Below are 13,963 nucleotides of genomic sequence, written 5' to 3' on the forward strand. Positions count from 1 at the left end.
ATGACACACCCCATTAACATATTAGAACGTTATTGGAATTTTACAAGCTTCAGGCCAAAACAAGAAGCTATTATTAACGCCGTAATCAATGGCGAAGACACCTTTGTTTTACTGCCTACTGGTGGTGGAAAATCGTTGTGTTTTCAAATACCAGCCCTTGCCAAAACAGGCATTTGCATTGTTATTTCCCCACTCATTGCTTTAATGCAAGATCAGGTTGAAAGACTAAAGGAAAAGGGTATAAAAGCTATGGCAATTACAAGTGGTATTAGCAATAGCCAACTTGATACATTGCTTGACAACTGTATATATGGTAATTATAAATTCTTATACTTATCACCAGAACGCTTGCAACAAGAACTGGTTCAGGATCGTATTAGGCAAATGAACGTTAACTTAATAGCTGTAGATGAAGCGCATTGTATTTCGCAATGGGGTAATGACTTCAGACCCGCCTATAAAAACATTGCTATACTGCGTAGGCTACAACCTAGTACTAATGTAGTAGCCCTTACCGCCTCGGCCACACCTCTAGTAGTTGAAGATATTATAACTGAACTTGATTTTATTCAACCCCAAATATTCAAAACTTCGTTTTCAAGACCCAACCTTGCATATATGGTGTTTCATGAAGATGATAAATATTATAAGCTAGAAGCCATTTTAAAGAAGAATACAGCGTCATCAATTATATATGTTAGAAACAGGAAGCTTACTAAAGAGATTACATTGTTTTTAGAATCAAAAGGCATATCAGCCACCTACTATCACGGCGGTTTATCATCTGAAGAAAAACAAAAGCACATGACCTCCTGGCTACACAATCAAAACCAAGTTATGGTGGCCACCAATGCTTTTGGCATGGGCATTGACAAACCCGATGTAAAAACGGTGATTCATTTAAATCTGCCAGAAAGCATAGAAAGTTACTTTCAGGAAGCAGGTAGAGCTGGCAGGAATAATGAAAAAGCTTTTGCTATTATCCTAAAAAACAAAAATGATGAAGCTTTAGTTAAAAATCAGTTTTTAAGCGTATTACCAGATGTTAACCTCATAAAACAGGTGTATAGAAAGTTGTGTAATTATTTTCAAATATCTTATGGAGAAGGCGCTTATACAACATTTGACTTTGATTTCAGTTCATTTTGTAAAACCTATAATTTCCCTTCAATACTATGCTACAATGCACTTTTGGTGTTAGACAGAAATAGCATTATTAATTTATCAAAACAGTTTAAAAATAAAGTTACGGTTCAATTTATTACATCAAACCATAATCTTTTTAATTATTTAGACAGGCATCAAAATTCAAATATTATTGTAAAATCTATATTAAGAATGTATGGCGGTGTTTTTGACCATTTAACAAAAATTGAATTAAAAAAAGTCGCATCAAAAGCCTCGGTTACTGAAGACACCCTTGTAAACACATTAAAACAATTAGAACACGATAACGTTATCACACTGCATTTAACCAAAACTGATGCACAAGTTACCTTTGTTGAACCCCGAGAAGATGATAACACCATTAATAGAATTGCTGCTGTTATCAATCAACAGAATCAATTAAAAGCAAAACAAGTTCAGGCCGTGTTGCGCTATGTTTCAAATGAAGATACCTGTAAAAGCATTCAACTACTCGTCTACTTTGGCGAAACAGATATAAAACCCTGTGGGATCTGTTCTGTGTGTATATCTCAAAAACCATCGGAAATAAACCCAGTTAATCAAGATATCATAAAAAAAGATATTATTGATTATTTAGCCTTTGGCGAACAATCATCAAGAGCTCTTGTAGCACATTTGAATGCTCCTGAAAACCAGGTAAAACAGGTTTTAAAACTATTATTGGAACATCAAATCATTGTATTAACACCAAAAAACACATACAAACTAAGCCATATGTAACATGACTAGTTTTATCACAAAAAACATTAAATAGAAAAGCATACCTAAAAAATGAGAGATTTAAGAATTGTATTTATGGGAACTCCAGATTTTGCTGTGACTACCCTAAAAGGATTGGTTGAAAACAATTATACTATTGTGGGTGTTATTACAGCTCCAGACAAACCCGCTGGTCGTGGCCGAAAGCTCAATGAAAGTGCTGTAAAAAAATATGCGCAATCACAAAACTTAAATGTATTGCAACCCACCAATCTAAAAGATGACACCTTTTTAAAAGCACTTAAGAACCTAAATGCCAATCTTCAAGTTGTTGTAGCCTTTAGGATGCTGCCCAAAGTAGTATGGCAAATGCCTGAATATGGCACTTTTAATTTACACGCTTCTTTATTACCGCAATACCGAGGTGCTGCTCCTATCAATTGGGCTATTATAAACGGGGAAACAGAAACAGGCGTATCTACTTTCTTTATAGATGAGAAGATTGACACAGGTGATATGATTCTGCAAGAACGCATCTCAATTGATCCTGATGAAAATGCAGGAAGTTTACATGATAAATTAATGTATTTAGGAAGTCATCTTGTTTTAGAAACGGTAGCATTAGTTGCAAATGATACGGTAAGAACAAAGCCACAAACAGACAATCAAGAGATAAAAACGGCGTACAAACTAAATAAAGAAAACTGCAAAATTAACTGGGATGCACCTATTGATCAGATTTATAATCACATTAGGGGGTTGAGTCCGTATCCTGCTGCATGGACGCGTTTAATTAATGGAGATGACCAACTAGATATTAAAATTTACAATGCCCAAAAAGAGTATGAAACACATCATTTTGCGAATGGCACCTTATTTTCAACTAAAAAAGAATTAAAGGTATCTGTAACAAATGGTTATATTCATTTAAAGGAAATTAAGCTTCCAGGAAAACGTGCCATGGATATTCCATCACTTTTAAATGGATTTACTTTAGAACCCCAAGCCAAAGTCTTGTAAACCCTTATTATTATTGATATTACAAAATATTCGATAAAACGCACCACCTTTATTAACAAATGCTCAAAGTTATCAACAAATATAAGCATTTCCCCCGCTGTTACTTGCATGGTTTCATAATCCGTATAAATTTGTAGAGGATTTAACAAAAAAGTTTAACCATTTTTATTAATAATTAAAATTTATATTATGAACAAAACAGATTTAATCGACGCAATGGCAGAACACGCAGGAATCACTAAAGCGGCTGCAAAGAAAGCTTTAGAGTGTGCGCTAATTGAAATTGAAGGAGCTTTACAAAAAGGTAACAGAGTTTCTTTAGTTGGATTTGGATCTTGGTCAGTATCTAAAAGAGCTGCCAGAGAAGGAAGAAATCCTCAAACAGGAGAAACAATCAAAATCAAAGCTAAAAACATTGTTAAGTTTAAAGCTGGAGCTGATTTATCAAATGCAGTAAACTAATCATTTACTTCTTTATAATTTAAAAAAGTCTTCACCATGTGAAGGCTTTTTTTTATATCCATCACTAAAATGTTGCATTTTAGCGAAATAAACATTAGATTTAATTAAAAATTCCTCACTTATGGTTAAGATTAAACCCAAAAAAGGAGATTTATTGATTGCAGAACCTGCAATTATTGGAGATGTTTCATTTAACCGTTCTATTGTTTTATTAGCTGATCATTCCACTGAAGGTTCTATTGGCTTTATTCTCAACAAGCCTTTAGAATATACTATTAATGATTTGATTCCTGAGTTAGAAGCAGATTTTAAAGTATACAATGGCGGTCCTGTAGAACAAGATAACCTATACTTTATTCACAAAATTCCAGATTTAATTCCGAATAGTATAGAAATTTCACTAGGTATTTATTGGGGTGGCGATTTTGATAAGGTTGCAGAACTCATAAAAGATCATACCATTAGCGAACACGATATCAAGTTTTTTCTGGGTTATTCTGGGTGGGAATCTAGTCAGTTAGACAACGAATTAAAATCTAACTCTTGGGTTGTCTCTGAAAATATTTATAAAAACAGTATTATAGAAAAAGATTATGAATCGTTTTGGAAAGAAAAGATGATTGAATTTGGTGGCGAATATAGTATTTGGTCTAATGCGCCAGAAGACCCAAGTTACAACTAGGTTAATCTTATTTTTACATTCAGCTTTTGTAATAGCATCTTAGCAACCTCTGTATTAAACACTTTCTTTCTATATTTTGTGATAGGTTGTATTCCTGAAATAACATTCGTTAAAAAGAATTCATCCGATTTTTGTATTTCAAATGGAGAAATAGAACTTTCTTCCAACTCATAATCATCCATGGTTTTGATTATGTTTATCAATTGCGTTCTCATAACTCCTTTTAAACAACCATCACTTAATGGTGGTGTTTTTATAACATTTCCTTTTATTAAAAATACATTTCCGTTTAAAGCTTCAATAACTTTTTTATCTGTATTTAAAATCAAACAGTTGTTAAGCTTATTTTCCTTTGCATAAACACTCCCTACTACATGCAACACTTTATTGTTTGTTTTTAAAGTAGAGAGTAAACTTGGAGAGACGTAATAATCTTTAAACAAATCGACTTCATAAACATCATCATGTATATGATAGAAATCATCTTTAAGAGGTTTTACAGTTATTATAAAACTTACAGCGTTAGAATTTGGTGTATATAACCCGCCTTCATTCCTATGAACTATAAGTTTTACTCTGGCAGATTTAGTGTTCAATTGATTTTTCTCAAGCGTTTTTAGGATTTGATCTTCTAAAAATTCCATAGTAAACTGCATTGGAATTTCCATACGAAGTATACGCATAGAGGCCATTAATCTGAAATAGTGATCCTCCCAAAAAAGTACTTTGCCTAAACTACATTTTATCGTTTCAAAAACTGCATCGCCATAATTATACCCTCGGTTGTTTACAGATAAAACATTGGTGTTTTCTACAAGGTTTCCATTAAAATTTATCATAAAAAATCCCGCTTGCTACTTTTGGTGCAAGCGGGACAAATATAATTTAAATAATAGGATTCTTAATTAAGCTGAACCTAATACTTTTTTAAGACTTGATATTTGATTAACCCAAAGCATTTTGGCTTCATCTATTTCATCTTCATCAGCAAAATCAGTAACCATTAAAGATACATCTTTTGTGATTTCATCTACTTGAATTCTGATTTCAAAATAACATGACAGTCCATCTTCTTCATCCTCAAGCCATCTAAATTTTACACGTTCACCACTTTTTTTGTTTAAAAGTTTCGCCTGTTCTTCACTCCCATCCCAAATAAATGTAAATAATTCGCCACGCGAGTTAACATTGTCTGAAAACCATTCAGAAAGACCAGAAGGTGTTGAAATATATTGATATAGTAATTGTGGTGATGCATGTATTGGAAATTCAATATCAAATCTAGTTTTATCGTCCATAAACAATTTCAAAATTTATTTTGCCCAATATATACATTAATTGCTAAGTTTAACAACAATTTTTAATAATATTTTCTTCAACTAATGTTTGGTTAAACTATAATTGTTTTTATATTTGCAGCCTCAAATGGCGAGGTAGCTCAGTTGGTTAGAGCGTCGGATTCATAACCCGGAGGTCTCGAGTTCAAATCTCGATCTCGCTACGAAACGCAAATCACGCATAATCAGCGGTTTAGTCTTCACTAAACCGTTTTTTTATGCTTAGTTCAAAACAAATTCATAGATTTGCATACGATTTTGAATACGAAAGTGCATACGATTTGCCCAAAACACCAAAATTTTCCAATCCAAAAATCTATTCCGCCAAAGGCGACTTATCCAAACGCTGGTATGTGTATTTTTCCTATGAACATCCTGAAACAGGAAAGTTAAAACGCTTAACCCCATTTTACGGACAAGCCAACAAGTACCAAACCAAAGAAGAACGTATGGAAGTTTTGGTGGTTTATAGAAAAGCACTGCTGCAGTTACTAAAACAAGGTTACAATCCTTTTTCAGACAATACCGAACTTCATAATAAGTTAAACGGAACATCGGAGCCTAATACCAAACCAACCGAACAAGGGGCAACATCAACAGAAAAAACAACGGCTACAACCCCAACAGCGCATCAAGAGCCAAGCATGTCTACCAAGGCGGCTTTTGATTTTGCCTTGCAACTAAAAGAAAAAGAAGTAAGCCCGCGTACCTTCAAAGACTACTCGTATAAAGCCAAATACTTTTTAAATTGGATTACTGAAACCCATTCAGATATAACAAGTATTGACCAACTGACCAAAAAACTTTTGGTTGAATTCTTAAATCAAATCCTTTTAAAAACATCAGCTAGAAATAGAAACAACTACCGTGTTGAGTTGGGCAGTTTATTGCAGGTTTTAGAAAATAATGAACTTATAACCACCAATCCTGTAAAACACATTACCATACTTAAATCTCAACCAAAGCGCAATAAAACCTATTCGCAAACTACACAAGAAAGCATATTTAAGCATTTAGAAGTTAACGACCCTATATTGCTGTTGTATATCAAATTTTTGTCTTATAACTTTTTACGTCCTGTAGAACTGTGTCGTTTAAAAATTGGTGACATCAACCTAAAAACTCATATCCTAGAGTTTAAAGCCAAAAACAGTCCTTTAAAAACTAAAATCATTCCTGATATTTTATGGCAAGATTTACCTGATTTATCTCAGATGAATAAGGATGACTATTTGTTTACCCCAAAAAAACTTGGTGGGCAATGGGCTATTGATGAGGTTAACAAGCGCGATTATTTTACCAAGCGTTTTAAAAAAGTGGTGAAGGATGTGTTTAAATTAGAACAAGATTACACCTTGTATAGTTTCCGTCATACCTTTATTACCAAGCTCTACCGTGCCTTAAGTGAAGAAAACACACCCTTTGAAGCCAAGAGTAAACTCATGCTTATTACAGGTCACAGTTCTATGAAAGCTTTAGAGAAGTATTTACGTGATATTGATGCGGAATTACCTGCTGATTATTCCAACCTATTAAGTCCAACAAATGGCTGATACCACTTTACATAAATTCTATTTGAGTTTATTGCCTAATGTGATTAGGGAATTGTATTTCTATATTCCAGATACAGACTTTGTAAAAGAAGTTTTAAAGGAGGTTGATAACATAGCCCATGTGCCTGTGAACATAGTATATGTGTTAGATGATTTTGACGGTCCTGTGGTGTATACTTCGGAAAGAAAACCCATAATGGCTTTTTCTCGCTCTGGCAGATTAGAACGTAATCTGTTTGCATTAGTTGAAAAGAAAGCGAAGGTATCGCCAGAAGCTTTTAAATATACCATTGATAAATACCTTAAACTACTTAAAGCCGTTTTGTATGTGTTGCAATGGATGGAGCAACATATGGCCGAATATATTAAAGACTCAGAAGCTACAATCGACATGTTTAGATTACAAACTCAAAATACAGAAACTCATGTTAAGCAGTTGATAACCGATTTTTATAACGACCCTAATGATGCGCCAAACACAACATTAAAAAATAGTGCAGATATCAATGTATATTACCAAGATCTGCAAGACTGTGTTTCGGGTTTGTCTCAGAGTGATACTTCAACGCAACAGATTACTGTAAAAGATAAACCATCAACCCAACACGTAAATAAAACATCTCAAAAAATTAAAGAGCCACTAATAACTAAGGAAAAGGCAAAAGCACAGTTATTAAGCTACTACTTCAATATCACATAAAGGATGTGTAAAGTACTGCGGTGCACTTTTGGTGCGGTCGTGGTGTGGTATAATATAGCTTTTCCACCCATACCTACGTAAAAGGTTTATTAAGAAACACATAACTAATCACAAAACCCATGTAAATTCACACCTAATGTAAGTGTTTTGAGTGCTCTTTGAGCGGTTTTTCAGTTTTTTATTCGTCTTTTTAAGTGGTATCTCAGTGCTGGACCGATTAACTATGGGTGATATTTAAGTGGTACTTCAGTGGTTATTAAGTGGTTTTGGTGTGGTATAATATTACTTGTTTACCTATACCTAAGTAAAGGCTTTTTAAGAAATACGCAACTAATCACATAAACCATGTAAACTCACACTTAATGTAAATGTTGTGAGTGGTTTTTTAGTTTTTCTTGGTCTTTTTAAGTGGTTTTTCAGTGGTGGCACAGTTGAATATGAGTGGTCTTTAAGTGGTACTTCAGTGGTGTTACATGATCGATAAACCAACCTGCGCATTAAAGTGTGAGGTTGAAGAATTCATTGGGTGTGGTTTGGTGCGGTATAATATAGCTTTTCCACCTATACCTACGCAAAGACTTTTTAAGCAACACCTACCTAATCACATAACCCATGTAAACTCACACTTAATATAAGTATTGTAAGTGGTGTTTGAGCGGTTTTGTAGTTATTATAAGTGTTATTTCAATGGAACATCAGTGGTCATTGAGTGGTTTTTTAGTTTTTTATCGTCTTTATAAGAGGTTTCTCAGAGGTGGAAAAGTTAAACAAGAGTGGTCTTTAAGTGGTACTTCATTGGTTATTAAGTGGTTTTGGTGCACTTTTGGTTTGGTTTGGCAGGAAGAAAAGCATAAATACAGCTAAAGATAATTAATACATAAACCATTAATCTAAATTCTGAATACGTACAGACCATGGATTGAATTTTATATTACTCATATAGTCTTGTTTTTGAATAATAAGTAGTTTGTCTTGACCCTTTTCTTGGATGGGCAAATAACCGTAATCGTAACAAAAAAAGTAAGTGCCTGTTTTAAATGGAAACATATCTGTGAAATATATAAATGAGAACCCTAGTTGATGTAAAACCGATTTTTTAACCGTACTTTTTCCACTGGGGCAGAACTGCGCTAATAAGCCTCTATTTTTTCTGAGTATTTTATTAATCTCTTGCATCTGCATTTCATGAGGTGCCCTGTTTTTGTTGTGATATATGCTTCTGCATTGAGCATCGCAAAATTTCTTATCCGATCTTCCCTTTAAAGGTTTGTTACAAGCTAAACATAATGTTAGTTCCATAAACGTTTTATTACATGTTTATATACGTATATAAACGTATAAATATACATTTTTTAATATGATATTTCTGATTTTTGATACATGAAACCACTTCCTCAAATCCGTCTGAAACGCGTTGCGCATCAAAACAAAGATATTTTAATCTTAGAGTTCAGGTATAATGACATGCTTATTCAAAAGGTAAAAGATACGGGCAAGGCCAGATGGAGCGCTACAAAAAAGGCGTGGTATTTGGTCTTTTCAGAATCCCATATCAACCTAATAAAACGTATTTTTCAGAATGAAGTTACATTTATAGAAGATGCTTCGTTGCTTTCAGTTCCTAGAGGCTTAAAACCAAAATATACAAAAGTTGGCAGAGTTATTTCCGAAGAAAACAAAACCATGATACGCAATTTTGTGTCTTATTTAAGAGGTAAGCGCTATAGTAAAAGTACAGTAAAAACTTATTTTACTTTTGTGGCTGACTTTTTTCAATATGCAAACCATATTCCCATAACAGATCTAACCAATCGTGATGTAGAATTATTTTTAGAAAATGTTTTTGTGCCCAGACAATATAGCATCAGTTCACAAAGGCAGTTTATTAGTGCCATGAAGTTGTTTCTGAAATTTAATACGAGCACTCAAATTGATGAATTACATTTAATTCGGCCAACGCGATCAAAATTATTACCGACCGTTTTATCTATAGAAGAAGTGGTTGAGATGCTGCGTTGCACTAAGAATTTAAAGCACAGAGCTATATTAGCTTTAATTTATTCGGCAGGACTCAGGATTAGTGAATTACTGAATTTACAATTGGCGCATATAGATATTGACAGACGGCAAATTTATGTAAAGAACTCAAAAGGCCGAAAGGATAGAACCATTATATTAGCGGAAAGTTTTTTACCCGTTTTTAAAAACTATTTTCATACGTATAAACCTGAATTCTATTTTGCTGAAGGTCAACCCAGACAACGTTATAGTGCAGAAAGTGTACGAGCTTTTTTAAGGCGTTCTTGCCGATTAGCGCGAATTTCAAAACGGGTGACACCCCATACATTAAGGCATAGCTATGCTACACATTTGTTGGAAAACGGCATTGATTTACGTTATATTCAAGAACTTTTGGGGCATGCCAAGCCTGAAACTACTATGATTTACACGCATGTAAGTAGAAAGGATTTGCTAAATATTCAAAGTCCGTTAGATATCGCTGTAAAGAAAATAGTTGCTATTCAAGAACAAGATACCCCGCGATTATCTAAGAATCTTTAGCTTACAAAAAACGTAGGAATAATTGTAAGAATTTCTGTTTAATTCAATATATTTGAGCAAGTGAAACCAGCACGACAGTGGTATTTTGGCTTTTGTATAAACTTAACGTTTATTACGTTTATCCGGAACGGTAAGCCAATAAACAGTATAGTCTGTTGGGATATAACGAGTTGTAAGTAATTTAACCCAAACCGAGAATGAAGTACCTGACAATAATAATACTTTCCTTATCGATACAATCCTGTGCCCAAGATTGTGAGAATGTTTATTTTACTGAAAATGATAAAACTTGGTTCTCTAATTACAATATTGGAGACAAACTAATTTTTAAATCTCAAAAGAATGATTTGGATACTATTTTCATAACTAATAAAGTATTGAAAGAACCAAATGGTAATTGCAAAACCTTCGTTTCTGGTGGATTTGATAGAGAGTTTGCAAGAATTGACTATAAAATTAAAAAAGACTCTCTGAAAATAATTGAGGACTATTTTATACAAATCAACGCAAATGAAAAAAAGAAAGATGCAAGTCCTGTCATTCGCTTATTAAATTTGGAATTTAGCAGTTTCAATAATATTCTTCCGAAAACAAAACAATCTGAATTAAAAACTGAATGGAAAAATGTTTACACGTTTAACAAAAATAATTGTCCTTATTCGAATCTAAATGGAAAATTTGGACTGACCGAATTTGAATGGGATAAAGAATTTGGACTTATCTCATACACAAATGAAAAGGGAGAAAAATGGACATTAATAAAAAAGGAATAAAAACTACTTACAACAATGTATAACCGCAATTACGGCGGATTCGACTACGTCCGAATCCACTCGGAATTGCTAACGTTAGTTCTAAACCGAAAATCATTAACCTTAAAACCGTAACGGACGGTTATACGAGACCGTTAGGCAACATTTGACAAACCAATCAACATCTGAATAGAATATGGGATTTTTTGATTTTTTAAGTTTAAAAACAACTGACGAAAAACTGACAGAAAAATTAGTGAATTTTGTTTACAACAGTATTCAATCTAAAAAAGGGGTTCGAGTAGAAGATGCGATATGTTTGATTTCTACAATTGTTGCAGAAAGATGTATTGAAGTTACGAATGAATTTTCAATTAACGAACACGAATTCGAACCTGGTTCAGCAGTTTTTTCCGAGAAAATTAATGAATTACTTGTTGGAGAAATCGCTGTAGAAAAATGGACTGAATTGCCTGAAGAATGTGTTTTTGCTAGAATTAAAAGTAAAATTAATTCTCATTTTGACAATAGTTCTTTTCCTTCTCTAACTGGAATTTTTGAAAATTACGCGAAGAATGTTGGAAAAACGGAATGGGGAAATCTAAATTTATCAATTCCAGAAGATAACAAACCATTCTTATTGCCATTACGAGTTGGATATGAAACAAGAAAATTCATTGATAATAATATAAATATTGAAAATAACGAAAAGACATTACAGATAGCGATTAATGCAATTGGAAAAATACTTATAGAAACTAAAATGGCTTTGGACTCATCAATTGCTTTGGTTATGACATTTGAAATTATAAATGGAATGTCTAAAACAGCAACAATGACTGACAAAAAAATGGCGGAATTAGAACCTTAAAAAAAATAAAAACGTTGCCTAACACCGTATAAAAAAAATTGCTAGTTTTAGCTAAACCAAAGTTAGTTGCTCGTTTGCTTGCTTCTGATTTTCCTTCGGAAAATCCTCGCACACAAACACGCAACTTTCCTTATACAACAACGTTATGCGTAAACTAAAAAAATGAAGAACCATATTTATACATTTATCCTGTTTCAACTTCTTACCTTTCAATCTTTTTCGCAAGAGATTGAAATGAACGGAATAATTGCTGATTCTGAAACTGAAAACCCAGTTGAATTTGTAAATATTGGTGTTTTAAATAAAAATAAAGGAACAATTTCAAATCTAAATGGAAAATTTAAACTGAGCGTTTCAAAGAAGTTTTTAAATGACAGTTTAACCATTAGTCATATAAATTATTATCCTGTTAAAATCCCAATCAAAAATTTTAATAATAAAACTATATTTTTAGAACCCAAAATAAATGAACTTTCCGAAGTTATAGTTTCTAATAAAAAGAAAAGGAATAGGAAAATAGGAGTTAAAAGTTATAACCCTTTATTATGGCTTGGTGCAATTTCGGAGGATATGGACATTATTGAGAATGCTCAAAGAATTAATATTCCAGATAAAACTGTTAGAGTAAAATATGTTAATATCTATTTAAGGGCAGGTTTTAAAGCTGACAGCAGTTTTGTTAGAATAAACTTCTACAAAAATGTGGACAACAAGCCTGATGAAAAAATTATTTTTGAAAATATAGTTCAGAAAAAAAAGATTGAACCTGGTTGGTTACAAATTGACCTGACAAAACAATATATTTATTTGGAAGAAGATTTTTTTGTTGGTGTGGAATTCATACCAAATTTTAAAAATAAACTTGAAGTATATATTGGGGCAATATTGACAAAAGGAAAAGGATATTCAAGAAGAAACAGCCTAGGGAAATGGAATAAACTTCAAGGAGCATCAACAATAAATGTAGAAATCGAATATTAAACGAGCAAAAGTCTACGCATAACAATGTATAAAAAAAATAGGGCAGAAAAGTGCTTAAACAAAGTCTTGGGCGTATTTGTGAAGTCGCCAAATCTTTTGATTTGGCTTTTTAAAAAATAAGATAAAAACAAAATGCAAAAGTTTTGGCTTGTGGATAATCTGAATGGACACCGTTTACAACCAGCCCTACTTTTCTTATACTAACCGTTGTGCTTAATTATGACAAACCAAGAAATCATTTCTGAAATCACATCGAGAGACACACATAAAGTTTGGAACTCATCTTGTAAAATAATTGAAATTGGACAGGACACTGAACGGATTATAGAACTAATTCCTTATTTGGACTTGATTAAGAACAAAACAAAAGGTTTAAAAATGGGAGGCGGATTAGCACCTAATCAACGATTTGTTGATTTTGCCATCAGAATACTCGAACATTATAAATCTAGTCAAGAGTGTTCTTGTAATCTATATTTAGAACATAGCATTAATCCCGAAAGAGAAGAAAAAAATGGATTTATAACAATATTAGAAAAAAAGCAAGGAGATTGGGAAATGGATTATCTTATCGCATGCTCAAAATGCGGAACGGAATACAAAGTTAATAGAAATGATGGCGGACATTTTCCTTATTTTGACTGGAAAAAAAATAACTAAGCACAACACCGGCTATAGTTCATTGCTTCTGACTTTCCTATCGGAAAGTCCTCGCAAATTTGCTATCTTCGGTTTACGGCGGAAAATCCTCGCGGATTTTCACGCAACGAAACCATAGCCAAACCGTTACCAAATATAGTGCAAGAGCGATATTCGGTGCTTGTTTAAAATATTGGTTTTTTGCCTAAAAATCAGTTCTAATTTTCAAAGTTTTGGCTCAAGTCCTTTTTTGAGAACTAAACGCCAATGTGTTGTTTTCTCTTTTGCTGTTTTTCGGTTTTTTTAAAATCTTTCAGGTGCTTTAAAAGGTCATTTCTAAGTCATCGATAATTTAGTTTATCTCAATCTAATCGGATTTTTAAGCAGTTTTCTTTTTGCCCTTTTTCTGGCTGGCGTTCTGATTCGTTCTGATTTCAAAAAAGGTGTTCGTGCTCAATTTTGTGTTGCAACCTAAATGCCAAAAAAGTCGGTTTCTCTCAGCAAAGTTCATGCTGAT

At 33.0% G+C, this 13,963-nt stretch carries 14 protein-coding genes and 1 tRNA gene; 12 read left to right on the forward strand and 3 right to left on the reverse strand.

The features are described 5' to 3' along the window. From FGF67_RS14475 to FGF67_RS14490, 4 genes are all read left to right on the forward strand, one after another. Nucleotides 1–1,908: a RecQ family ATP-dependent DNA helicase gene (locus tag FGF67_RS14475; protein WP_139698476.1), complete on the forward strand. Its 1,908-nt coding sequence runs from the start codon at nt 1–3 to the stop codon at nt 1,906–1,908. A gap of 51 nt (nt 1,909–1,959) precedes the next feature. After that, nucleotides 1,960–2,907, forward strand: a complete 948-nt coding sequence (gene fmt / locus FGF67_RS14480) for a methionyl-tRNA formyltransferase (protein WP_139698477.1) — start codon at nt 1,960–1,962, stop codon at nt 2,905–2,907. A 189-nt stretch (nt 2,908–3,096) separates the two neighbouring features. After that, nucleotides 3,097–3,369 (forward strand): HU family DNA-binding protein, encoded by a 273-nt coding sequence (locus FGF67_RS14485; protein ID WP_139698478.1) that lies wholly within the window; start codon nt 3,097–3,099, stop codon nt 3,367–3,369. A gap of 121 nt (nt 3,370–3,490) precedes the next feature. After that, nucleotides 3,491–4,051, forward strand: coding sequence for a YqgE/AlgH family protein (locus tag FGF67_RS14490; RefSeq protein ID WP_139698479.1), 561 nt, complete (start codon nt 3,491–3,493; stop codon nt 4,049–4,051). Here the strand turns inward: FGF67_RS14490 and FGF67_RS14495 are convergent. Both FGF67_RS14495 and FGF67_RS14500 read right to left on the reverse strand, forming a co-directional pair. Continuing rightward, nucleotides 4,048–4,890: an aminotransferase class IV gene (locus tag FGF67_RS14495; protein WP_139698480.1), complete on the reverse strand. Its 843-nt coding sequence runs from the start codon at nt 4,888–4,890 to the stop codon at nt 4,048–4,050. The genes FGF67_RS14490 and FGF67_RS14495 overlap by 4 nt on opposite strands. Before the next feature lie 66 nt (nt 4,891–4,956). Continuing rightward, on the reverse strand, nt 4,957–5,349 hold the full coding sequence (locus tag FGF67_RS14500; protein WP_139698481.1) for an START-like domain-containing protein: 393 nt from the start codon (nt 5,347–5,349) through the stop codon (nt 4,957–4,959). A 129-nt stretch (nt 5,350–5,478) separates the two neighbouring features. Between FGF67_RS14500 and FGF67_RS14505 the strand changes: the two genes are divergently transcribed. The 3 genes from FGF67_RS14505 (at nt 5,479) to FGF67_RS14515 (ending at nt 7,641) form a co-directional block, all read left to right on the forward strand. Next, nucleotides 5,479–5,552 (forward strand) — tRNA-Met (locus tag FGF67_RS14505). A 54-nt stretch (nt 5,553–5,606) separates the two neighbouring features. Continuing rightward, nucleotides 5,607–6,941 carry a tyrosine-type recombinase/integrase gene (locus FGF67_RS14510; protein ID WP_139698482.1) on the forward strand — a complete coding sequence of 445 codons (1,335 nt, stop codon included), beginning with the start codon at nt 5,607–5,609 and terminating at the stop codon, nt 6,939–6,941. Beyond that, the gene (locus FGF67_RS14515; RefSeq protein ID WP_139698483.1) at nt 6,934–7,641 is read left to right on the forward strand and encodes a hypothetical protein; all 708 of its coding nucleotides are present in this window, start codon (nt 6,934–6,936) and stop codon (nt 7,639–7,641) included. Before FGF67_RS14510 ends, FGF67_RS14515 begins: the two co-directional genes overlap by 8 nt. 885 nt (nt 7,642–8,526) lie before the next feature. Here the strand turns inward: FGF67_RS14515 and FGF67_RS14520 are convergent. After that, the gene (locus FGF67_RS14520; RefSeq protein WP_139698484.1) at nt 8,527–8,940 is read right to left on the reverse strand and encodes a hypothetical protein; all 414 of its coding nucleotides are present in this window, start codon (nt 8,938–8,940) and stop codon (nt 8,527–8,529) included. 81 nt (nt 8,941–9,021) lie between these two features. On the opposite strand from FGF67_RS14520, the gene FGF67_RS14525 reads away from it, so the two are divergent. The 5 genes from FGF67_RS14525 to FGF67_RS14545 all read left to right on the forward strand — a co-directional run bounded on the left by FGF67_RS14525 (nt 9,022) and on the right by FGF67_RS14545 (nt 13,467). Beyond that, entirely contained in the window at nt 9,022–10,203 is a 1,182-nt protein-coding gene (locus tag FGF67_RS14525) for a tyrosine-type recombinase/integrase (protein ID WP_139698485.1), read from the forward strand. Between the two features lie 197 nt (nt 10,204–10,400). Beyond that, on the forward strand, nt 10,401–10,976 hold the full coding sequence (locus tag FGF67_RS14530; protein WP_139698486.1) for a hypothetical protein: 576 nt from the start codon (nt 10,401–10,403) through the stop codon (nt 10,974–10,976). A 175-nt stretch (nt 10,977–11,151) separates the two neighbouring features. After that, nucleotides 11,152–11,826, forward strand: coding sequence for a hypothetical protein (locus FGF67_RS14535; protein WP_139698487.1), 675 nt, complete (start codon nt 11,152–11,154; stop codon nt 11,824–11,826). 234 nt (nt 11,827–12,060) lie between these two features. Beyond that, nucleotides 12,061–12,807, forward strand: a complete 747-nt coding sequence (locus tag FGF67_RS14540) for a carboxypeptidase-like regulatory domain-containing protein (RefSeq protein WP_158293227.1) — start codon at nt 12,061–12,063, stop codon at nt 12,805–12,807. 219 nt (nt 12,808–13,026) lie between these two features. After that, the gene (locus FGF67_RS14545) at nt 13,027–13,467 is read left to right on the forward strand and encodes a hypothetical protein (protein ID WP_139698489.1); all 441 of its coding nucleotides are present in this window, start codon (nt 13,027–13,029) and stop codon (nt 13,465–13,467) included. Nucleotides 13,468–13,963: the final 496 nt, after the last annotated feature.

Source organism: Allotamlana fucoidanivorans (genome assembly GCF_006265225.1).
Classification (GTDB): Bacteria; Bacteroidota; Bacteroidia; order Flavobacteriales; family Flavobacteriaceae; genus Allotamlana; species Allotamlana fucoidanivorans.